Source organism: Micromonospora sp. PRAS1 (assembly GCF_059553435.1).
In genome coordinates, this window is sequence record NZ_JCANNB010000056.1 from 1 (window position 1) to 21,569 (window position 21,569).

Annotated in this window: 18 protein-coding genes; 6 read left to right on the forward strand and 12 right to left on the reverse strand. The window is 71.9% G+C overall.

Translation table 11 applies throughout. The features are described 5' to 3' along the window. Window positions 1-216: 216 nt before the first annotated feature. Complete coding sequence (locus AC507J_RS30535; protein ID WP_496293708.1) at window positions 217-4,401, reverse strand: ExeM/NucH family extracellular endonuclease; 4,185 nt, start codon at window positions 4,399-4,401, stop codon at window positions 217-219. 555 nt (window positions 4,402-4,956) lie between these two features. Between AC507J_RS30535 and AC507J_RS30540 the strand changes: the two genes are divergently transcribed. The 3 genes from AC507J_RS30540 (at window position 4,957) to AC507J_RS30550 (ending at window position 9,690) form a co-directional block, all read left to right on the forward strand. Further along, entirely contained in the window at window positions 4,957-7,818 is a 2,862-nt protein-coding gene (locus AC507J_RS30540) for a fibronectin type III domain-containing protein (RefSeq protein WP_496293710.1), read from the forward strand. A gap of 184 nt (window positions 7,819-8,002) precedes the next feature. After that, entirely contained in the window at window positions 8,003-8,749 is a 747-nt protein-coding gene (locus AC507J_RS30545) for a hypothetical protein (RefSeq protein WP_496293712.1), read from the forward strand. Beyond that, complete coding sequence (locus AC507J_RS30550; RefSeq protein ID WP_496293714.1) at window positions 8,746-9,690, forward strand: nucleotidyltransferase family protein; 945 nt, start codon at window positions 8,746-8,748, stop codon at window positions 9,688-9,690. The genes AC507J_RS30545 and AC507J_RS30550 overlap by 4 nt, the downstream gene beginning before the upstream one ends. On the opposite strand, the gene AC507J_RS30555 is transcribed toward AC507J_RS30550, so the two are convergent. Genes AC507J_RS30555 through AC507J_RS30570 form a run of 4 tightly spaced genes read right to left on the reverse strand, consistent with a single transcriptional unit; the run spans window position 9,680 to window position 12,437 of the window. Then, entirely contained in the window at window positions 9,680-10,816 is a 1,137-nt protein-coding gene (locus AC507J_RS30555) for an asparagine synthase-related protein (protein ID WP_496293716.1), read from the reverse strand. The genes AC507J_RS30550 and AC507J_RS30555 overlap by 11 nt on opposite strands. Beyond that, window positions 10,809-11,660 (reverse strand): ABC transporter permease, encoded by an 852-nt coding sequence (locus AC507J_RS30560; protein WP_496293718.1) that lies wholly within the window; start codon window positions 11,658-11,660, stop codon window positions 10,809-10,811. The genes AC507J_RS30555 and AC507J_RS30560 overlap by 8 nt, the downstream gene beginning before the upstream one ends. Continuing rightward, window positions 11,657-12,265 carry an ABC transporter ATP-binding protein gene (locus tag AC507J_RS30565; RefSeq protein ID WP_496293720.1) on the reverse strand — a complete coding sequence of 203 codons (609 nt, stop codon included), beginning with the start codon at window positions 12,263-12,265 and terminating at the stop codon, window positions 11,657-11,659. The genes AC507J_RS30560 and AC507J_RS30565 overlap by 4 nt, the downstream gene beginning before the upstream one ends. A 28-nt stretch (window positions 12,266-12,293) precedes the next feature. Then, the gene (locus AC507J_RS30570; protein WP_496293722.1) at window positions 12,294-12,437 is read right to left on the reverse strand and encodes a lasso RiPP family leader peptide-containing protein; all 144 of its coding nucleotides are present in this window, start codon (window positions 12,435-12,437) and stop codon (window positions 12,294-12,296) included. 96 nt (window positions 12,438-12,533) lie between these two features. On the opposite strand from AC507J_RS30570, the gene AC507J_RS30575 reads away from it, so the two are divergent. Further along, the gene (locus AC507J_RS30575; protein WP_496293724.1) at window positions 12,534-12,977 is read left to right on the forward strand and encodes a lasso peptide biosynthesis protein; all 444 of its coding nucleotides are present in this window, start codon (window positions 12,534-12,536) and stop codon (window positions 12,975-12,977) included. Between the two features lie 97 nt (window positions 12,978-13,074). Here AC507J_RS30575 and AC507J_RS30580 read toward each other — a convergent pair whose 3' ends face one another. The 4 genes from AC507J_RS30580 to AC507J_RS30595 all read right to left on the reverse strand — a co-directional run bounded on the left by AC507J_RS30580 (window position 13,075) and on the right by AC507J_RS30595 (window position 16,686). Next, window positions 13,075-13,356: a PqqD family protein gene (locus AC507J_RS30580; protein WP_496293726.1), complete on the reverse strand. Its 282-nt coding sequence runs from the start codon at window positions 13,354-13,356 to the stop codon at window positions 13,075-13,077. 86 nt (window positions 13,357-13,442) lie between these two features. After that, window positions 13,443-14,135 carry a hypothetical protein gene (locus AC507J_RS30585; protein ID WP_496293728.1) on the reverse strand — a complete coding sequence of 231 codons (693 nt, stop codon included), beginning with the start codon at window positions 14,133-14,135 and terminating at the stop codon, window positions 13,443-13,445. After that, complete coding sequence (gene eccE, locus AC507J_RS30590) at window positions 14,132-16,003, reverse strand: type VII secretion protein EccE (RefSeq protein WP_496293730.1); 1,872 nt, start codon at window positions 16,001-16,003, stop codon at window positions 14,132-14,134. Before eccE ends, AC507J_RS30585 begins: the two co-directional genes overlap by 4 nt. 356 nt (window positions 16,004-16,359) lie before the next feature. Continuing rightward, the gene (locus tag AC507J_RS30595; RefSeq protein ID WP_496293731.1) at window positions 16,360-16,686 is read right to left on the reverse strand and encodes a hypothetical protein; all 327 of its coding nucleotides are present in this window, start codon (window positions 16,684-16,686) and stop codon (window positions 16,360-16,362) included. Between the two features lie 119 nt (window positions 16,687-16,805). Between AC507J_RS30595 and AC507J_RS30600 the strand changes: the two genes are divergently transcribed. Both AC507J_RS30600 and AC507J_RS30605 read left to right on the forward strand, forming a co-directional pair. Next, on the forward strand, window positions 16,806-17,711 hold the full coding sequence (locus AC507J_RS30600; RefSeq protein ID WP_496293733.1) for a DUF5753 domain-containing protein: 906 nt from the start codon (window positions 16,806-16,808) through the stop codon (window positions 17,709-17,711). Further along, window positions 17,708-17,917, forward strand: a complete 210-nt coding sequence (locus AC507J_RS30605) for a DUF397 domain-containing protein (protein ID WP_496293735.1) — start codon at window positions 17,708-17,710, stop codon at window positions 17,915-17,917. The genes AC507J_RS30600 and AC507J_RS30605 overlap by 4 nt, the downstream gene beginning before the upstream one ends. Window positions 17,918-18,010: 93 nt before the next feature. On the opposite strand, the gene mycP is transcribed toward AC507J_RS30605, so the two are convergent. The 3 genes from mycP to AC507J_RS30620 all read right to left on the reverse strand — a co-directional run bounded on the left by mycP (window position 18,011) and on the right by AC507J_RS30620 (window position 21,513). Continuing rightward, window positions 18,011-19,258, reverse strand: coding sequence for a type VII secretion-associated serine protease mycosin (gene mycP, locus AC507J_RS30610; RefSeq protein WP_496293737.1), 1,248 nt, complete (start codon window positions 19,256-19,258; stop codon window positions 18,011-18,013). A 144-nt stretch (window positions 19,259-19,402) separates the two neighbouring features. Next, on the reverse strand, window positions 19,403-21,073 hold the full coding sequence (locus AC507J_RS30615) for a hypothetical protein (protein WP_496293739.1): 1,671 nt from the start codon (window positions 21,071-21,073) through the stop codon (window positions 19,403-19,405). Then, window positions 21,070-21,513, reverse strand: a complete 444-nt coding sequence (locus tag AC507J_RS30620) for a hypothetical protein (RefSeq protein ID WP_496293741.1) — start codon at window positions 21,511-21,513, stop codon at window positions 21,070-21,072. The genes AC507J_RS30615 and AC507J_RS30620 overlap by 4 nt, the downstream gene beginning before the upstream one ends. Window positions 21,514-21,569 lie beyond the last annotated feature (56 nt).

Here is a 21,569-nt window from a genome sequence, read left to right on the forward strand (position 1 = left end):
ACGGTCACCTCGACATCCGCACTGTCCCCCGGCTCCGCCAACACCGGCGACGCCACCGCCACCGAACCGGCCACCATCACGCCCGCGGCCACCACCGCGAACAACCGCCTACGCCTGGCTGTGCTCATATCCATGCTCCGTTGCTGAATTCAAAGGGTGGACTCGAAGGGGTGCGGTGGCGGTGCTCCGGCCGGAGCACCGCCACCGCGAAGCGGGTCAGCCGCAGTTGATGGCGGCGTACGCCGCCTCGACCTGCGCGGTCACCGGGGCACCGTCGACGGTGCCGGTGATCTTCACCGTGGTCGTGCCGGCCGACACCGACCGGGCCCGCGTGGTGAACTGCTGGTACGCGGACTTGCCGGGCGCGACGTCGGCGACCGTACGCGAGCCGTACGGGGTGACCAGCTCGATGGTCAACGCCAGCTCGTCGGCGTTGCGGGCGGTCACCGTGAGGAACGCGTTGGGGCCGATGCAGCGCGTGCTGGCCTGCACCTCGACGTCCCACGCCGGCACCTCCGGCTCACCGTCGCCGACCGCCGAGCGGGGCGTGGTGTCCGGGGTGATCGGCGAGTTCGCGGCGAAGTAGCTGACCAGCATGGTCAGGTCGTTGTCGCCGGTGGTGGTCCGGTCGGTGCCCTGGCCGAGGGTGGTGAAGTTGTCCCCACCGGAGGCGAGGAACGAGTTCACCGTGACCCGGTAGCTGCCCGCCGGGTCGATCGGCGTGCCGTTCAGCTTCATCGAGGTGATCCGGGAGCCCTGGGCGGCAGTCGGGTCGTACGTGTAGCTGAAGCCCTTCGACACACCGAGCCAGAGCACCGGACGGGACGCGCCCGCCGGCTGCCACTGCTGCTCCAGCACCTGCTTGATCTGGGCACCGGTGTAGGTCTTGGTGACCACGTCGTTGGCGAACGGCTGGACGGCGAAGGCGTCGGCGTAGGTCACCGTGCCGTCGGTCCGGTACAGCAGGTCGGCCCGGAGACCGCCCGGGTTCATGAACGCGATCTGCGCCCCGCCCCGGCCCGGGTCGGCGGTGCCGGCGAGCTGAACGTCGGCGATGAAGTTGCCGAGCGCCGACTCCTTGCCCCGGTCCTCGTTGCCGTCGGTGTAGGCCCGCCGGATGTCGCCGGTGATCTCACCGAGCTTCTGCTTGCCGAGTTCCTCCGCCTTCACCTTGGCGGCGGCGACGATCTCGGCGACCGCCGGGTCCTGCGGCGCGCCCACCACGTCGACCAGGGACGCGTCGGTGTCGGTGACCGAGCCGGACTCCGGGTCGTAGGTCAGGGTGACCTTGCCGAGCCGCTTGCCGTAGTCCTCGGCCTGGACCACCGGACGCAGCTTGTCGGTGCCGGGGACCGGCACCTCGAAGGCGTACGGCTGGTGGGTGTGTCCGCTGAAGATGGCGTCGATGGCGGCGTCGGCCCGGGTGAACTTGCCGAAGACCGGGTCGTTTGCCAGCTCCTCGGCGGTGTCGATGTTCTCCGTGGCGGCGCCCTCGTGGGTGAGCAGCACCACCACGTCGGCCTCGCCGTTGCCCTCGTCGCCGTCCTTGAGCTGGCCGGCGATGGTGTTGGCCTCGGCGACCGGGTCGCGGAAGGTGAGGCCGGCGATGCCGTCCGGGCTGACCAGCGACGCCGTCTGCTCGGTGACCACGCCGATGAAGCCGACCCGGATCCCGCCGACGGTGCTCACCGAGTACGCCGGCAGCGCCCGGTCGGTACCCCGGTACACGTTGGCGCCGAGCAGCGGGAAGTCCGCCCGGTCGGTGACCCGACCGGTCAGGTCGGCCATGCCCTTGTCGAACTCGTGGTTGCCCACGGCCGAGGCGGCGAGGCCCATCTCGTTCAGCGCGTCGATCGTCGGGTTGTCGTCGTCGATCGCCGAGATGAAGGTGGAGGCGCCGATGTTGTCACCGGCGGAGACGAACGCGGTGTTCGGGTTCTGCCCGCGCAACTGGTTGACCAGGCCGGCGAGCTGGGCGGCACCGCCGACCGGCTGACCGCCCACGGTGGCCGGGGACTCCAGCCGGCCGTGGAAGTCGTTGATGCTCAGCAGTTGCAGGTCGACCGGGCTGGACCCGGTGTTGATGCCGACCACAAGCGGGTTGTGGTCGCTGGCCCGGTACGGGTCCGGCGCGTAGAAGGCGGCCAGCCCGTCGTACTGGAAGGCGTACGACTCGACGGCGTTGATCTCCCACACGTCGACGCCGGTGACCCGCGACGCCAGCGACGGCGAGGCGAGGGCGTGGTCGAGCGAACCGGACTCGCCGTTGAAGACGTAGCTGGTCTTCCCGGTGTCGTTGAGGTTGCGGTAGTCCTTGCCGTAGAGGACCTGCATCGGGTCCTCCTGGGTGTACGAGTTGAAGTCACCAAGCAGGATCACGTCGGAGGTGCCGCTGTCGGCCTTCACCTGGTCGACGAAGGCGGCGAGCGCGGTGGCCTGCCGGACCCGGTCGCCGTTCCAGCCGCCCTGACCGTCACCGGAGTCGGCGTTGTCGCCGCTGCCCGCGCCGCTCTTGGACTTGAAGTGGTTGGTCACCACCACGAAGTCGAGGGTGCCGGTGGTGAAGGTCTGCGCGATCGGCTCGCGGGCGTTGAACCAGACGCTCTCGTCGTTCACCGACCGCGACGCGCCCTTCGGCTGCGCCTTTGCCGGCTTGAAGATGATCGCCCCGGTGATGACGTCCTGCTGGGCCGGGGCGGGCAGTTCGGCCGGGTTGCGCACGTAGTCCCAGGTGCCCGCGCCGTCCTTGGTGTTCAGGGCGGCGACCAGCCGCTTGAGCGCCTGGTGCGGGTCCTCGGCGTTGAACCGGACCGAGTTCTCGATCTCCTGGAGCGCGACCACGTCGGCGTCCAGCGCGCTGATCGCCGAGACGATCTTCGCCTCCTGCTTGACAAGCGCGGCCTCGTTTGCCGCCCCACGCGCGTCGCCCCCGAAGTGGACGAAGTAGTTAAGCACGTTGAAGCTGGCCACCCGCAGGTCACCGCCGACGTTGACCGGGGCGGCGGTACGCGGGTTCGTCGACTTGAAGGTGGTCCGCCCGGCGGCCGGGGTGTCCGCGTCGACCGGGCGGGTGGGCTGGAGCCGCCACTCGTTGAAGCCGTACGACAGCACCGACGACCCGAACGCCTCCACCGCGTCACCGACCCGCAGCGGGTCGGCCGCGGAGACGTACGGCGGCAGCAGCCCGGCGGTGGCCAGGTTGGTGGTCTTGCCGTCGTCGAGCAGGACCCGGCCGAGCTTGTTCGCGGCGGCGATCTGCTGCGCCTCGGCCGAACCGGGACGGGCCAGGTCGGTCGGGGTCAGCGCCGGCTTGTCGCCGGCGGCGAGCGCCACCTCGCCGTAGCGGTTGGTGTTGTAGACCTCGGCGACGGTGTACGCGCCGACCGGCGCGACGAGCATCGACTCGACCGACTCGCGGGCCTGTTCGGTAAGCGGGAACTCCACCGGGACCGGGGCGGGCAGCGGTACGCCCTGCTCGCAGACCTGCACGTCGCTCTTTGCGGCGATGGTGAGCTGGGTGAGCCCGTTGAACTCGTTCGCCGTACCGCTGACCCGGACCTTGTCGCCGATCCCGACAGACGGGTGGTTGGCGGTGTTGGTGGTCAGGTAGACGAAGATGCCGTCGGAGGCGGTGCCGGCGGCGACCGGGCGGTCTCCGCCGCTGCCCGCGGTCTGCACGTAGACGCCGTTGTAGCCACCGGTGCGGTGGTCGGCGGTGACGATGCCCTCGACGGTCACCCGGGTACCCGCCACCGGAGTCGCGGCACCGGTGCCCTGGACCTCGGCGATGCTGTGGTCGACGGCGACCGTGCAGCCCAGCTCCGGGTCCGGATCGGGGTCGGGGTCGGGCGCGGTGTTGCGTACGCCGAAGCTGTTCGGGGCCGGCGGACGCCAGCTGCCGCCGATCTTCTGGAGCGAGTGCCCGATCGGGGTGCTGCTGGACTGCTTGACCCCGATGTCGGTGCCGGTGACCCCGTTGGCCGGGCCACCGACCGCGGTGAAGGTGCCGCCGTAGGTGATGAACTCGGTCACCGAGTTGGTCGGGGAGACCAGCGCGACGCCGTCCGGGTCGCCGTTCTGGATGCCGTTGACCGGGTAGTTCTCGACGACCACACCGGCTTCCGGCACCGTGCCGGTAAGCGTCCGGGTGCCGTACGCCGCACCGTTGCCGCCGTTGTAGAGGACGATCTGCCAGCCGGTCAGGTCGAAGCCGACCGGCGCCTCGATCTCGATCGCCTCGCCGACGTCCGTCCCGGCGTTGTCATAGTGGATCTCACTGATGAACGGTGTCGCCGGCACCGGGTCGGCGAACGCCGCGGTGCCACCGGACAGGGTCAACGCGGTGGCGGTGACCAGTACGCCCGGAACTGTGAGTAGTCGGATACTTCTTCTTCGCTGCATGTGCGCGGCCTCCGAGGGGGTAGACCGTCGGAGGATAAGCGGCCCCGGTGTCCTGGCGGCAGCCACCAGATGTACCAAAGCGGCGAACGGTCGTGGTCTACCTCACCCCGCTGGCCTGCCCGATCACCTGTCTCGGCGGCGTCGGGCCGGCTCGCCCCAGGCCGATCGTCGGAATGGAACGTCGACCTTTCGACAGTAACCATTTTCGGCTCGGCTCGTTTTCCGCGAGCCGACAACGGGCTCGTGATATCGGCTCTTGTTGAGGGTTGTCGGAGTCGATTAAAGCGGCTGTCCGGTCGGTTCGTCGCGTGCTATAGAGGGATGGCAACCTAATCAATCCCTTAAATGCGACTGGGGCTCGCCATTTCCGTGACCAGTGGAAATGGTTGGGTCCGGGGGGTGTCACCACCAGCGACAACGCTGTCAAGAGCGGCGATCGACCCTCCTTGCGAAGTGGGCACTTTCTGCATCAGAGGTAGGAGTCGTATGTCAACGTCGCGTCGTTTTCGGACGCTGGCGGGATCAGCGCTTGCCATAACGCTGATCGCGTCGGCAATGGTCTACACCCCCGCGTCCGCGCGTTCCCCCGGGGATGCCCAACCGGCGGCCTCCGCCCGCCCCGTCAAGCCGGCGGCCACCGGCTCGGCGAACGCCGCCGATCCGGTCCGCCCGAAGGCCGCCAAGAAGCCGGCCGCGCCGAAGCGGCCGACGGCCGGCAAACGCGGCGACCTCGCCGCCGTCACCTGGCGCAAACCCGCCGAGAACGGCAGCAGGATCACCGGGTACGTGGTGACGCCGTTCCGCAACGGCAAGGCGCAGGAGCCGGCCAAGTTCGACGCGTCGCAGACCAGCCGCCCGGTGAAGATCTCCCCGGCCAGCGGTAAGTGGACGTTCACCGTGGCCGCCGTCAACGACGTCGGCACCGGGCCGGCCAGCCCGCACTCGAACGCCGCCGTGCCGATGGCCCTGCCCACCGCCCCGACCATCATCGCGGTCAGCGGGGCCATCACGACGGCCACCCTGAGCTGGATCCGGCCCACCGACGACGGTGGCTCGCCGATCACGAACTTCGTGATCACCCCGTACATCAACGGGACGGCGCAGCCCGCCCAGGTGGTGCCGCCGGTGACCACGGCGACGGTGACCGGCCTGATTTCGGCGACCACCTACACCTTCACGGTGGCGGCCCGCACCGCGCTCGGCACCGGCACCCCGTCGGCCCGGTCGGTGGCGATCACCACGGAGGTCTCGCCGAGCATCACGTACGTCGGCCCGGAGGGCACCGTCAATGCCGCGTACGCGGGCACCGTCACGGTCGTCAACGGCGTGCCGCCCTTCACCTGGTCCATCGCGCCGAGCCCGATCACCGGTGACCTACCGCCCGGCCTGGCGCTGAACCCGCTCAACGGTGCCGTCGTCGGCGTACCCACCACCGCCGGTGACTATCCGGTGATCTTCCGGGTGGTGGACACCGCCGGTCGGGAGGGGAGCCTGCTGACCGTCCTGACCATCAACGCCCGGCCGGCGATCGTGGTGCCGAGCCTGGCGCTCGGCGAGGTGGGCGCGCCCTACTCGCAACGGCTCACCGTGCTTGGCGGCACCGCGCCGTTCACCTGGTCGGTGCCCTCCGGGTTCCTGCCGCCCGGCATCACCCTCAACGCGGTCAACGGATTCCTCGCCGGCACGCCGACCGTGGCCGGCACCTATGGCGCCGACATCCGGGTGACCGACGCGTTCGGGGCGAGCGACGTGCTCCAGATCCGGATCGTGATCCAGGCGGCCAGCGTCGTCAACCTGAGCGTCGACGACTCGTCGGTCAACTTCGCCGACGAAGTCACTTTCACGGTCAACATCGGGCCCGGCGAGGCACAGGGCACCGTCAGTCTCTTCAACAGCAACACCGGCGGGATCACCACGCTGATCGGCACCTTCCCGGTGGCGTTCAATCGGGCCAACTTCACCGCCCGGGTACCGCAGTTCGGGACGAACCAGTTCCAGGTGCGGTACGACTCCACGAACACGAACGCGGTGGTCAGCTCGAACTTCGTGGCCGTGCAGGGGACCGGGGTGGCCGGGCAGGCTTTGATCACCCAGTTCACCCAGTCCGGCATTGCCGGACCGCTTGACCAGTACGTCTCGATCTACAACAACACGGTGATCCCGATGCCGGTGTCCGGCATCCGGATCGAGGCGTCGGACGGCACGGTCGTCACCATCCCGCCCACCCGGCTGCCGGTCGAGCCCGGCCAGACCTTCCTGGTCGCGGCCGCGGACTACTCGTACGGGACCCTCGCCGCGCCGGACCTGTCGTTGCCGGCGGACCCGGCGGCGGGCACGGACTGCACCGTCGTGGTCGGCCCGGTCTGCTCGCTCGGCACGGTCGGTGGGCTGCGGGTCCGCTTCCCGGACACCGCCACCCCCGGCACCGGCACCATCGGTGACGCCGCCGGTTCCACCCCCGGCTTCTACCGGGGCGCCCCGCTGCCGGCCTTCGCCTTCCCGCCGGTGGTCCGCAACATCTTCGGCCGGCTGTGGAGCGCCGGTCGGCCGGTGGACACCGGCAACACCCAGGCGGACTTCCGGTTCATCACCACCACCGGCGGCATCCAGGGCGGCGTTCCGTCGGCGCTCGGTGCGCCGTCACCCCGGAACTCGCTCGGTCCCCGGGTGGTGAATACCCTGCTCCAGACCACGCGCCTGGACCAGGGTGTGCCCGTCAACGCCTGGCCCAACCGGGAGTTCGTCGCACCCACGCCGATCAGCCGCGGGCAGTTGATCATCCGTCGGACGCTTACCAACCGGGCCAGCACGGCGGCCACCCAGATCAAGTTGCGGATCAGCACGCTGAGCCAACTGAACGGGCCGCCGCCACCGGCCGGGACGTCCCCGACGCCGCCCTTCGCCGACCTGCGGTGGCGCAACCCGCCGCTGCCGACCACCACGATCACGCTCAGCGACGGGCGGAGCGTCACGGTCAACAACCTGACGATGGACTTCCCGGCCGAGGACCCGCCCGGCGGCGGTTTCTACACCGAGGCGACGCTGCCGCTGCCGCTCGGTGGTCTGGCACAGGGTGCGTCGCTCAACTTCTCGCTGACCTTCAGCGTTCAGTCTGCCGGCTCGTTCTGGGGTGGCTGGGACATTCTGGCCCTGGGCATCGACCCGCCCGTCATTCCGACCGTCGCGGCGAAGCGTTTCAACCGGACGCAGGCGAACGGTGACGTCGGCGTGGTGCCGCGCGACATGGTCCTGCCGAAGTCCGGCAAGGCCAAGGCGGAAACCAAGTCCGAGTCGGCCAAGGGCAAGGCCAAGGTCGGCTCGGGCCAGGCCAAGGAAGGAACCAGGGCGGGCACGGCCGATCGCGGTAGCGCGGTCGATCGCGGCTCGCTTGACCGGCAACGCAACGAGAGCCACTGACCACACCAACCCTCGCGGGCGGCACCGGCCGGTGCCGCCCGCGAGGCGTGCCTCCGGGAGCCACCGATGCCGAACACCGACACCGACCGGTACGCCTACGGGCTGCGGGTGCGCGGGCTCGACCACGTCGCCGAACTGCCGCCGGCCGGACCGCCGGCCCGGACCGCCGGACGGGCGGCCGACCGTGACCATCCGGTACGACCCCATCGGGCCGCCACCGCAGCCGGTCGACCCGGATCAGGACCGGTGCGTCCGGATCCTGGCCGACGGTCGCCGGATGAGTCTGGTCCGGGACGGCCCGACGGCGATCTTCCACGGTCCGGCACCCGAGCCGGACCTGCTCGCCCATCCGTATCTCGCAGCCGTGGCCACCGTCGTCAACCGGTGGGCCGGGCGGGAGACGTTCCACTCGGGAGCCTTCGTCAGCGGCGGTCGGGCCTGGGCGGTGCTCGGTGCGCGTACCGCAGGCAAGAGCAGCCTGCTCGCGATGCTGGCGGCCGACGGCGTGCCGGTGCTCGCCGACGACGTGCTGGTCACCGACGGGCGGTACGCCTTCGCCGGGCCGCGCTGCCTCGACCTGCGGGAGCCGGTCCCCGGGCTCGATCTCGCCACGGTCCCGGCCCGGTACGCGACCCGGCTCCGCGTCGCGCTGCCGCCCGCCCCCGACCGGCTTCCCGTCGGCGGTTGGTTCTTCCTGCGCTGGGGCGACGAGCCGGCGGCGCTCCCGGTCGACGCCCCCGACCTGCTGACCCGGCTGGCCGCGCTCCGCACCTGGCCGGGCCTGCCGTCGGATCCGGCCGCGCTGCTCGCCCTGGCCGCGCTGCCGGCCTGGGACCTGGTCCGGCCGCAAGACTGGTCGGCGACGGCCGGGACCCGCCGACTGCTCGACCTGGCGTTGACCGCACCGGCCACAGCGGGGGTGCCGTCGTGACCACGCTCGCCGACGCGGCCCGCTGCCTGGCGCTGGACGACGCCGCCGTCGCGACCTGCGCGCTGCTCCGCGCCCACGGCATCGACGCGGTACTGCTCAAGGGGGCCGGCCTGGCCCGGCGGCTGGGTGTCGAACGTCGCTACCTCGACGTGGATCTGCTCGTCGCGCCGGCCGCCTTCAAGGCCGCGCAGCAGGTGCTGACCGGGGCGGGATACCGACCTGTGGTCGCCGGTGCCCGCGACGACGACCAGTTGTTCCACGAACGACCGTGGTTCGTGCCCGGACCCGTCCCGCTGGTGGTCGACCTGCACCGGGGCTTCGCCGGGGTGGGCGACGCGGAACTGTTCTGGCAGGCGGTCCGGTCCGGCGCGGTGGAACTGCCGATGGCCGGCGGTCGGGTGCTCGTTCCGGATCCGGTCTGCACCGCCCTGCTGACCGCCCTGCACGCGGCCTGCCCCGGAAAGGCCGACCATCCGGTCACCGACCTGAGCCGTGCCCTGGTGGTCTTTCCGATCGACGACTGGCGGGCCGCCGCGGCGCTCGCGCGTCGCTGCGCCGCCGAGGGAGGGTTCGTCCTGGGCCTGCGCACCACCGAACGCGGCCAGCTCCTCGCCACCGAACTGGGTGGCCTGCCCGAGGTCTACTCGCCGGGCCAATGGCTGCACGCACACCGTTGCACCGCGACCGCGAAATCGCTGGCCCGGCTGAGCGAGCTGCCCACCACCAGCGCCCGGCTGCGGCACGTCCGGCTGCGGCTGCTGCCGTCGCCGGCCTCGATGCGGCACTTCAGTCCGCTGGCCCGGCGCGGCCGGCTGGGCCTGCTGCTGGCGTACGCCGGTCGGCTGGGCCGGCACGCCGCCGGCCTGCCCCGGGCGGTACGCGAGCTGCGCGCCGTCCGGGACGCCGACGAGGGTGCCCCCTCGGGCGGGGTCAGCCGGTAGCCCGCACCCACCAGAGGTGCTGGAGCAGGGCGATGCTGCCCGGGCCGATCGGCCACGTCGACCAGGCCCGTCGCAGCGCGTCGGGATCCACCAGTTCGTCGTCCACCCCCGTGCCGTCCCAGTCGGCGAGGAAGTTCCGGGAGTGCCGGCGCAGGAAGACCTCCAGGAAGATCGCCTTGCGTCGAGGCGCGGTCACCGCCGTGGGCAGCTCTGCCCCGGCGATCCGGGCGAGCAACTGTTGCCGGGTGGGATTGCGGTGGTTCCCGGCCACGGCCACCAGCGCGGCCAGGAAGCCGCTGTCGAGCAGCGGGTTGACCACCGACACCCGATGGTCGGCGGCCACTGCCGCCAGACTCGCGCAGGTCATCTTGATGTCGCGACGGCCCAGGTGCCAGCGGAGCCGATGGTCCAGGCGGTCCGGCTCGGCGCGGACCTCCGCCGCGTACGACCGGTAGCAGTCCATAGCCACCTCGGGCCGTAGCCAGGGAAAGGCTCTGGACGCCCGGCGTCGGCCCGGTGGCAGCACCGCCCGTACGGCCGGGTTCAGGGCCCGCCGCAGCCGGCTCCGGACGGTACGGGCGGGACGCCGCCAACCGGCCAGCACCTGATCACCGCCGGCCCCGGTGAGCAGGGAACCACCGGCCGCCAACTCGATGATCGGCAGGTGCAGGTGCAGGTTGGCCGGATGCAGCACGCCGTACCGGCGCAGCAGTCGTCCGGCCACCGGCCCGACGACGTCGAGATCGTCGCCGGCCGGAAGCTGGTGCCACGGGCCGGTGAGACCGAGCGCCCCGATCACCTCGTCCTGCCAGCCGGACTCCTCGGCCCTCGGTGCCTCGGTGAACCGCCAGGTCACCGGGACCGGCAGGGGAAGCCCCTCGCGGCGGGCGACCCGTACGGCGACCGCGAGCACGAGCGAGGAGTCGAGCCCGCCGGAGAAACTCACCACGCAGGGCGGGCGGGCCAGCGCGGGCAGCACTGCCCGTTCCAGCGCGGCCAGCGGCGCAGCGGCCAACGGCCGGTCGGTGGTCCCCGGCGGCGGCGCGGCGGCCTGTCCCAGCACCATGCCGCAGGCGATGTCCAGCCGGGTGGGCCGGGAAACGGGCAGCGTGGACAGCTCAGTCACGGGTCAGGACTCCTCGTTTCGCGGCCAGCCGCAGCGCCCGGGCGAACATCCAGATCGACAGCGGCAGCAGCACCGCGGCGATGCCGAGCAGGGCGAGCGCGGAACCGGCCCAGGTCGTCCCGGCGAGCGCGGCGCGCAGACCATCGAGCGCGATCCGGCTGGGCAGCGCTGCGGCCAGCGGCTGCACCGGGCCGAGCGTGTCGACGGGGAAGTACGTGCCGGAGAGGAACGTGAGGGCGACGACGATCGCCCGGGCGGCAGCGTCGCCGTGCCCGGCCACGATCGTCACCGCCATGAGCAGGATGCCGATGCCGGCCATGGCCGTACATCCCGCCACCAGCAGGACCGCCACGCCGATCCAGTCGGCGTGCCCGGTCCGGAGGCCGAGCAGCGGACCGAGCACGGCGAGGTAGATCGCGGCGCGGCCGGCGGCGAGCAGGAACGGGTATCCGCAGACACCGACCGCCAGCGCACCCGGTGACACCGGTTGGGCGGCCAGCAACTCCAATGTGCCGGCCCGCTGTTCGGCCGCGACCCGCATGGTGAGCTGCGTGGTGGCCGCCTGGATGACCAGCATGAAGGTGATGCCCGCCGCCACGTAGTCGAAGTAGCTGTGGGACGCCCCCACGGCACCGTCACCCGGACTGGTCAGGAAGCGGGAGACGAAGAGAAAGATCGCCAGGTTGACGGCGGCGAAGGCGAAGTCCAGCAGCACCGAGACCCGCAGCAGCGGCTCGGCCCGCAGGTCCCGGCGGATCAGGGCGGTCAACGCCGGCCCGATGCCCACCGCAGGCCGCCCGGCCACCTTCGCCGCGCGGCGAAGCCCGCCCGCGACCTGCGTCATTGCCCGAGGGTGAGCGTCCAATCGCACCGGTTCCGGTCCTCTGGGTGATGGGAGGCGATGACACAAGCCAGGTTGCGGCGCCGGTCCAGCGCCGCCCACAACATCGCGCGGGCCGACTCGTCAAGCGACCGGGCCGGCTCGTCGAGCAGCAGGACCGCCGGATCGCCGAGCAGGGCACGGGCGATCGTCACCCGGGACCGCATGCCGGCCGAGCACTTCTCCGCCGGCCGATCGGCGTACGCCGCGATGCCGAACTCCTCGATCACGCCGGCCACCGCCGGTTCCACGGACCGGCCGGGCAGCCGCAGCCGAGCGATCAACCGCAGGTTGTCCCGAGCGGAGAGCCGGCCATAGAGGCCCTGCTCGGGTGCGAGGCAGAGGCCGACCAGCCGGCGGGCGGCCGGTGAACCGACTGGTTCACCGGCCACCGAGATCCGTCCGGCCGTCAGCGCCAACGTCCCGGCCAGGCAGCGCAGCAGGGTGGTCTTGCCCGATCCGTTGCCGCCGGCCAGCAGGAGCCGGGTGCCCTGCGACACGTCGAGGTCGAGGTTGGTGAAGACCGGTCGACGCCCGAAGCGCCGGCTGGCTTGCCGTGCCGCGATCACCTGACGGCCGGGACCACAGCGCGATCGATCATGAGAATCCGGCACCGCCGAGGCCGTCCACCGGGTTCCCCTCGCCGCCCTTGGTCAGCTCGGCGAGGGTGCCCAGCCGGCGGAGTTGAGGCGGCTCGTACCCGCCCTTGGCAGCAGGAGCCTTCTCAGAAGTTCTACTCATAAAAGTTACCTTTCGTGCTGCTAGCGCGGTTCGGTGCCTTATGCGCATAGTATCCGTTTTGTTACTGGTGGGACGGAGTATGTGGAGTAACCGGTGGTGAGCAGTGCGAGATCGGTACGCACCCGGCTTGCCCGGCGCGGCGGAGCAGTCGTACGCCTCGGGGCCGGGCTGATCCGGCTGGCCCGCACGGACGGGCTGGCCGGCGTACGCCTGGCACTCTGGACGCTCCGCGCCCGCCGCCGGGTCCGGCGTCAGCTCGCCCGGGGCGGCATCCCCGCCGTACGCCTGTCGGCGCCGCCACCCGGCGCGGACCCGACGGTCATGCTGCGCACCCTGCGCCACGGCAACTGCCTGGAGGGTGCGCTGGTCCGGCAGCGCTGGTACGCGGCCCGGCAGGACCGCCGCACCATCGTCATCGGGGTGACCGCACCGAGCATCGGCTTCCGCGCCCACGCCTGGCTCGACGGGGAGACCGACGCCGAGCGGGAGGGCATGGTCGAGCTGATCCGCCACCCCACCCCCGCCGCCTGGCTCTCCTGACCGGCATCATCATGGCTCTCCTGGCGGCTCCGTCCTGACGTGCCGCCTGGCTCTCCTGCCCTCCTGACGTGCCGCCTGGCTCTCCTGGCGGCTCTGGTCAGCTCCGGTCGACCAGTTCGGCGGCTTCCAGCTCGGCCAGGAACCGCCGCACGTCGGCGGCGGCCTGCTCCCGGTCCACCGGGGCGCGCTCGACAAGCGCCCGGGCCAGCTCGTCGGCGGTGGCACCGTCCACCAGGTACGGCCAGAGCAGCGCACCCGACCGCCCGAGCGCGAAGTAGACGGACTGCCTCGTGTCCAGCAGGACGGCCTCGTCACCGGCGGTACGCCAGGTCACTTGTTCGGCGCGTACCCGGTAGATGGTCGCTGAGCTGTCGTTCATCGGGGCTGCCTCCAGGCGGCGAAGCGACTTTCCAGGATGTTAGCCACCAAAAGAGACACAAATCCGGCGAACGTCGCAACCCTGCCTCAGCCGCCCCGGGCCACCGGTCCGATCAGCTGACGCTCGGTGCCGGTCATGCTGAGCATCACCCACTGCACCTTGCCCTTGGTGATCAGGCCGACCATCTCCGGGTGCAGCTGGGTGAACCAGCTCTGCACACTCACCAGCCCGAGCGCGTTCGCCGCCGTGCCGGCCTCGGCTTCGGTGAGCCGCTGGAGCACGACGATGTCGCTGCGGACCAGCACCTCGACGTCCCAGCCGGCCAGGTCGTCCCGGACCACCAGGGTGGCCCGCCACGGCGCGGCCAGGTTGGTGTCCGGCCCGGTCACCGGACCGGTGTCGACCACCACGAGCTGCGGCTCGGTCGGGGTGGCCGGCACCGGGGGCGCCACCCCGGGCGGCAGGAACGAGGCAATCTCCCGGCCGATGACGCAGCGCCGCAGAAAGGCGTCCCACTCCTGCTCCCGGGCGGTCTGGATGAACAGCCGGGCACCGAGCGCCAGCGCCCGGAAGGCGAGCAGCTCCGCCGCGCGTACCCCGCCGGTCAGCATCAGCCGGGTCGGCTCGGCGCGGAAGATGCGCAGGCCGACCGGCTCCTGCTGGCGGTTGCGGCCGACCACCAGCCCGCCGCCACCGGCGGCCAGGCGCAGCCCGGCGACGGTGCTGCCGTCTGCGACGTGCAGCCCGATCCGGCTGCCGGGAAAGGCGACGCTGTTCACCGCAGGAAGCCTCCGAACGGGAGGGTGGCGGCCACGCCGTGGGCGTGCTCGCCGTCGAGTCGTTGCAACCGACCGCCGTGACCCCGGATCGCCTCGGCCAGCGCCCGGTCGGCGGTGGCCAGCGCGGCGGCGTCCGCGCCGATCAGCCGGAACGCCACCTCCAGCACGGCCTCGTCGTCGCCGGGCCGGCCGGACTGCCGGGCCACCGCGATCGACACCACGCCGGCCGCCGCCGGCAGGCCACGCAGCAGTGCATCCACCTCGAATGCCCGGTCCGGCCAGTCGAGCAGCCGATGGCAGCTCTGCGGAGTGCCCTGCGCCGACCAGTTCCGCCAGCTCTCCCGGACCAACGGCCGGTCCCCGCCCGGCGCAGCGCCGCTGAGGTGGGTCAGGGTGGCGACCGCGGCCAGCACCTCGTCGCGGTTGAGCAGCCGGGCCGACACCCGGTCGTGGCGTAGCTGACGCCGGGTCCGCCGGATCGCCGCGGTGAGCGCCGGCCGCAGATCCCGGTCGGCATGAAAATCAGGGGTACGCGGTGCCTGGAGCACCACCCACGCCTGCCGGCTGGCCGGCACGCTGCCGCCGGTCAATTCGCGGTACGCCCGGTCCACCGCCGCCGCACCGACCCGGGGTGCCGGGGTGACCTGGATCAGCACCTGCACCGCCACCGGCGGAGTCTTCGGGTCGGCCGCGGGCAGCAGCGACATCGGCGACGGCAGGTCCTGCGCCGCCCCCATCAACAGCGCACCCTCGGTCGGGTCGACCTCCAGCACCGCGCTCAGCCCGCCCCGGTGGGTCAGCAGCACCGCCGGCTGGTCGTCGATCTCGACCTGGTCCAGCTCGACGCTGCCCTCGAGATGGGTCAACAACTGCCACGCCGCATCGACATGGTCGACGCCAACGACACCCAACGGCCCGACCGCACCCGCCGGCCCGACCGCACCCGCCGGCCCGGTGGCGCGTGCCGGCCCGGTGGCGCGTGCCGGCCCGGTGGCGCGTGCCGGCCCGGTGGCGGCCAGGTGTCGGCGTCGCCCCCGGTAACCCCACCAGACCGCCAACCACTCGTAGAGCCACCGCCCTCGGCGGCGCACCATCGTCGGGGTGAGCAGCAGCAACACGGCGACGGCCACCGCCACGGTCAGCGGCACGCCGTGCGGCGTCGCGGCCAGCACCGCAGCCACCCCGGCCTGCCAGGCCACGAACTGCGCAACATGGATGCCGGCCACCTTGAGCTGCCGCCGATGCGCGCGTACCACCGGAGTCGGGCCACCGCCCTCCGCCGCAGCCTCCGCTGCCCCCGCCGAAGGCTGTCCCGCCCCCGCCGAAGGCAGTCCCGCCCCCGCCGAAGGCTGTGCCATCCCCGCCGCCGGCTCCGGCGTCACCGGCCGGGCCGGCATCGTGCCCGCCCCAGCCGCCGTCCGCGCGCCCGGCACGCTCGCGCCTCCCGCCACCACCCGACCGGCGTACGCGTTCCCGCCGCTGGCCCGGCTGCCGTACGTGCCGCCGCCGGCGTGACCGGTGTGCGTGGCGCTGGCGTGCGTGCTCCCGCCGCCGGCCTGACCGGTGTGCGTGGCGCTGGCGGCCTGGCCGGTGTACGTGCTCCCGCCGCCGGCCTGGCCGGTGTAACCGGTGCCGGCCTGACCGGTGGGCGTGCTGCCGCCGCTGGTCTGGCTGGCGTAGGTGCCGCCGACGCTGGCCCGCCCCTGCCCGCGCTGCGCAGCCCAACTATGTCCCGGCCCGACCCCGCCGAGCACCGCTGCCGCCGGATCGACCTGCTGCTGCGGCTCTCGTTGCGGCGGTGGTGCCGTCGCGCCCGGGTGATGCTGCCAACCCGGCTCGCCCGGCCGTGCCGCACCCGGCTGCGTCACCGCCCGCCCCTCCCTGATCGGCCCCTCATGGTCAACATCCCCTCGCCACCGGAACATCGGTGTCGGCGACCGTGGGCAGCGCCGCTGCGTCCCCGCTGAACGCAGTGGCCCAGGGCTGGTCGGCGACGACGAGAAGGGTGCGCGTCATGGCTCCGGGCTCTGAACGGCGATGAGGGTTGGACCGACGATATCCCAGCCGATGCAGACCGTGTGATCCCCTCGCGGCCCTGCCCGGACGCCACCAGGTGGGCCTCCGGTGTTCCGTTCGCTGCGGTGCCGGCGACCGCCTCTGGGTGCATCTGTTGTCGTGGGAACGACAACAGATGCACCCAGACCGTCGATCACCGGGCCGAGGGCTACGACTGTCGCGGGGTGAGGACCTCGCTGCCGGACCAGTCGATGTACTCGTCGACGATGTTCTTGTACGGCTCGCCGTCCTCGTCCAACGTGGAGTACGACGCGTAGAAGCGGCCGAAGCCGTACCCGCCGTTGGTCAGCGTGGCCAGGGCCCAAGGACGTAGGGCGTTGGACAGCTTCTCCGGCCGTCGACGGTCCACGCTGACCCGGACAACCCCGAGCAGGTCGTACGACTGCTCCGAGGTGCCGGCGTCGAGGACGCGGGACAGCGAGAACGCGTACGGCACCTGCTCCTCTTGATACACCCACCGACCCCGGTCATTCACGACTGCCTCCTCGCGACACCCATTTCTGCGTTCACTCGAAGAATGCATGCCGTGGAGGTTGATATCAAGGGTGTCGCAGAGAATACTGATTGTGTAGGAACTTCGTCCAAGGAGGAGACATGGCCTCAGCCAACGGCGCGACAGGCGAATCGAAGACGCTCTCTCGACTGGAGTCGTCGCCCGTGGTGCAGGCGTGGGAGCTGGGGCTTCGGCTGCGTCAGCGCCGCGAGGAAGTAGGTTTCACCGCGGCGGCGGCGGGTCGGGCGATCGGCATCATCCAGGCGTACGTCTCCGGGGTGGAGGCCGGTCGAGTCAAGCTGCCGGCCCGGCGGCTGGAACAGATCGTGGCGGCGTACGAGCTGGAGCCGGAGGAGGCGGCCGAGTTGGAGGCGCTCCGGGCCGGTGCCGCCCGCCGTGGCTGGTGGCACGAGTACGCGCAGCTCTTCCCGGCCGAGTTCCTCCGCTTCCTCGGCTACGAGGCCGGTGCCGAGCAGATCCGCAGCTTCCACCCGGAGGCGATCCACGGCCTGTTGCAGACCGAGGACTATGCCCGCGCGGTGATTCGTGGCGGCACCACCACGATTCGACTCACCGAAGTGGACCGGCGGGTGGCGGTCCGGATGGCGCGGCAGGCCCGGCTCGACGGCCCGCATCCGCTGCGGATCAGCGCCATCCTGAGCGAGGGTGCCCTCCGCCAGCAGGTCGGCGGTCCGGCGGTGATGCGCGCCCAACTCGACCATCTCGTCGCGCTCGCCACCGAGCGGCCCGAGCAGTTCGAGGTCCGGGTGTTGCCGTTCACCGTCGGCGCGCATCCCGCCTTCGGCGGCCCGTTCGAGATTCTGTCCTTCCCGTCGCCCCGGCTGCCGGACCTGGTCTGGCAGGAGATCCTCACCTCGATCGACATCATCGACCAGTCGGTGCGGGTCACCGACTACGTGGTCACCTTCGCCGAGACCCGGGAGCTGGCGTTAGGCTCGGCGGAATCACTGGATCTGATCCGCCGGATCGCCAAGGAGATGACGTGACCGCTCAACTCCCCACCCCCGACCGGGACTGGTTCAAGTCGTCCCGCAGCTCCAGCAATGCCAACTGTGTCGAGGTGCGGTTTGCCGGCGGCGCGGTGGGCGTACGCGATTCGAAGGACCGCAGTGGTCCGGCGCTTGCCTTCGACGCTGGTACCTGGACCGCCTTCCTTTACGCCTTGAAGGTCGACCGACACCCGCTGGCCTGACCCGGCCTGGATGTTCCGCGCAGTTTCGGCGAGGTTGCTGCCTTACTGGCCGCCTGATACCGCCGTTTCGCCGAAGTTGCGCCGCTACACCGGTTAGTTGGGCGGGCGGCGCCATGCCGTGTCGTCGGGGGCGTCGGCGGGCTGGCCGGGGCCGCCTGCGGATGCGGCGGCCAGCGAGGGGGTGTCGTCGGCGGGCTGGGCTCGGCGCTGGCGGGCTCGGCGGCGCAGCAGCAGCACGATGCCGCCGACGAGGAGCAGGAACACCACGATGATGGCGGCCCAGACCACGATCAGGATGCCGTTCTCGCGGTCACGCGGCTCGGCCAACCACGGGTCGAGTTCGCTGGCTGTCGGAGCGGCGCTGGCGCTTGACGTGGGGGCGGTGCGGCCGTCCGGTTCGCCGGTCAGGGCCTGGCGCAGGTTGAGCACCCCCCATCCGTACTGCCGGTCGTGGCCGGGGTCGCCCGCGTCCCGGGTGGTTTCCAGCAGGCGCTGGACCAACTGCTGCGCGTTCAGGTCCGGGTACCTGGCCTTGATCAGAGCCAGGCTGCCCGAGACGAGCGGGGCGGAATAGCTGTTGCCGACCGAGGAGTCGTAGCCGCCGCCGGAAGCGGCACGGACGATGTCTTCTCCCGGTGCGGCGATGTTCACCTCGTCGGCTTGCAGCGCGGCAAGCTTGCTGATCGCGCCCTTGCGGTCGGTGCCGTTGACGGCCACGGCCAGCTCATGCCGGGCCGGGTGACCGATGACGAGGTCACTGCGGTTACCGACGGAGGCCACCACGACGATGTCCTGCTGGTACGCCCGCTCCACCGCCCGGTTCAGCTCGGTGTTGAAGCTGCCGCCCAGGGACACGTTGATGATGTCCGCGCCGTGGTCGATGGCCCAGTCGATGCCGGTGGCGATCGCCTCCGGGGAAATCGCCCGGACCTCATCGTTCTGCACCGTCACCGGCAGGATTTTGGCTTTCGGCGCGACCCCGAGCACACCGTCCCGGTTGTCCGGGCCGTGCCCGTGGCCGGCGATCAGCGACGCCACGCCCGTGCCGTGGTCACGTCGGTCGACATCGCCCTTGCCGTCGCGGTCGTAGAGGTCGACGCCGGGCAGCACATTGTCCTTCAGATCCGGGTGGGTCGCGTCCACTCCGCTGTCGATCACCGCCACCACCACCCCCTCGCCCTGGGTGATCTTGTGCAGCTCGGCCAGTTCCAGCTCCTTGACGTGCCAGGAGTCGTCCCGGATCGAATCGGCCGAGGCGGGCGGGGCGGGGAGGCTCAGGGTCGCCAGGGCGCTCGCGGTGACGAGCGCCAGGGCAGCCGCCGGTCGGGTGAGGACACGCATGCCCGTCTACCTTCCTCTGTGGTCCACCGGCACGGCCGGGATGGGGCGTCACCGCATGGTACGGGCCGGACACCCAGGGTTGAGTGCTGAGGGTTGGGGTGTACGGGCCGGACACCCGGCGTCGGGTGCCCGGCCCGCCCGTTGTCAACTGCCGCCGAGTGCCCGGCCCTGCTCGCGGGGTCGACGCTCGGTTGGCGCCTCGATGACGCCGGCACCTGGTGACTCGGTGACCCACAGCTCGTAGTCGCCGTCGCCGTACTCCCAGGTTTCCTGCTTTCCGGCGCGGCCGGCTCCCTTACCGGGGATCGGTGCGATCGGGGCGGTGCGCCGGCCACCTAGCGACGGTGCCGGGCCGGTGGTCGGCGCGGGACGGGCGGCACCGGTACGACCGCCCAGGTCGGGACGCGCCCCGGCGGCGGGGGCCCGGGTGGCCGGTGGCTGCTGGGGCCGACCGGTAAGCGGTGGCGTCGCCGGGCGCGGGGTGCCCGGCGCGGCGCCCCGCGGGCCGCCGAGGCTGGGCGGCGGGGTGGTGGGCCGCACGGGCGCACTGCTACGCGGGCCGGGAACGCCGGTGTTGCCCGGCAGGGTCGCCCGGTTCGGGACCGGACCCCGCTGACCGCCCGGCACCACCGACGGGTTACCGAGCCCGTTCGCACCCGGGAGGGTGGTCCGGTTCGGCAGCGGACCTCGACTGCCGGGATTGGTGGTCGGGCCGCCCGCTCCGGGCAGGGTGGGCCGGGGGCCCGTGTGCGGCGGGCCGGGCGGACCGGGCCGGGGAGCGGGCGGTACGGGTCGGGGAGCGGGCGGTACGGGTCGGGGAGCGGGCGGTACGGGTCGGGGACCGGGTGGCACCACCGGTGGCGGTGCCGGGCCGGGCGGCACCGGCGGGTTCGGCGTGGTGATCGGCGGCGGCGGGGGCGCCGGTACGGGCGTGATGGTGCCACCGGCCAGCCCGGGGCCCTCCGGCACCACCGGCGTGACGCCGGGCGGATCGGTCGGTCGGACAATCAGCTCCGGCCGGGCCGGCGGTTCCGGGCTGGGTGGCAGGTTCGGGCGGTCCGGCCCGCCGGAGGGCCCACCGATGATGGACGTGCCCGGCCGGAAACCGGGCCCACCACCCGAGCCGCCGGGGCGCCCGCCGCCCACCTCCTCGAAGGGGGCCGCCTCGGTCGGGCCCTTGAACTTCCCGCCCCGGGAGATCTTCGAGATGTAGACGTCGATGTAGAAGTCGGCGAGCGGCTTGGCGATGTTCTTGGCGCGCTGGTGGAACTCCCGCCGGACCTCGTCGGGCGTCTTGTGCTTGTCGCCGAAGAGGTCACTGAAGGTGATCTTCGCCTTGTCCTCTTCGTAGGCCCGCCGCTGCGTCCGCTGCTCGGCCTCGTACTGACGGTAGAGCTCCCGCATGTCGCGCTGGGCGGTCGAGATCTTGTCGGCCAGCTGCGACAGGCCGCTGGCGTTGCTGGCGGCGACCCGCTGCCACTCGTCCAGCGAGTGCAGCGTGGCACCGACCTTCGACATGAAGACCCGACCCGCGGGCGAGTCCCACCTGGCGTCCAGCGCGTCGGCGTGCCGCTTGAGGTTCTCCCGGGTGACGCGCAGCAGGTCGGCCGCGCGCGACCACGTCTCGGCGAGCGTCGCGGTACGTCCGTCGTCCTCCTTGGTGACGTACTCGTGCATCTGCTCGATGTCGACCCCGTCCCACGCGGTCGGCTCGTACGGCCTGGCCTGGGCGGCCCGATCCGCCGCGTAGTCGTCCGAGATGCCCATGTGGTAGGGCTGGCCGATCGGCCGCCAGCCGTAGTAGTCCTCGCTCATGCCCGGTCCTCAGCTCCCGTGCCGCCGCCGGCCGCGTTCCCGCCATCCTGCTGCCACTCGCCGGTGAGAATCTCCTGACCGTCCACCCCTCGGAACGCTTGGTGCACGTCGTCGTTTGTGGCCCGCGCCATCGCGTCGCCGTCGAGGTACTCGGCCGAGATTGCCCCAGCCGCGGTGCTGAGCGAGACGAGGCCCCGGACCACGTCCTCCATCAGAAGCTGCACGGCGAGCCGACTGTCGTCGTGCCGGCCCCGGAAGAAGGCGGCCTCCTGCATCCCGCCGCTGCCGAACGGCGCGCGGGTATTCAGCATCGGGCGCAGACCGTTCTCGTAGTTGGGCTGGAAGTTGCCCTCCAGTTCCCGCCGGACGGCCTCCGCGAAGTCCTTCAGTTGCTGAATGTCGACGTTGATTTCTTCGTTGACGAGCCAGTCATCGCCCATGATTCCTCCCCGTTGTCGATCCACTCTGGCCGAAAGCCGCCTGATCAGGCAACCCC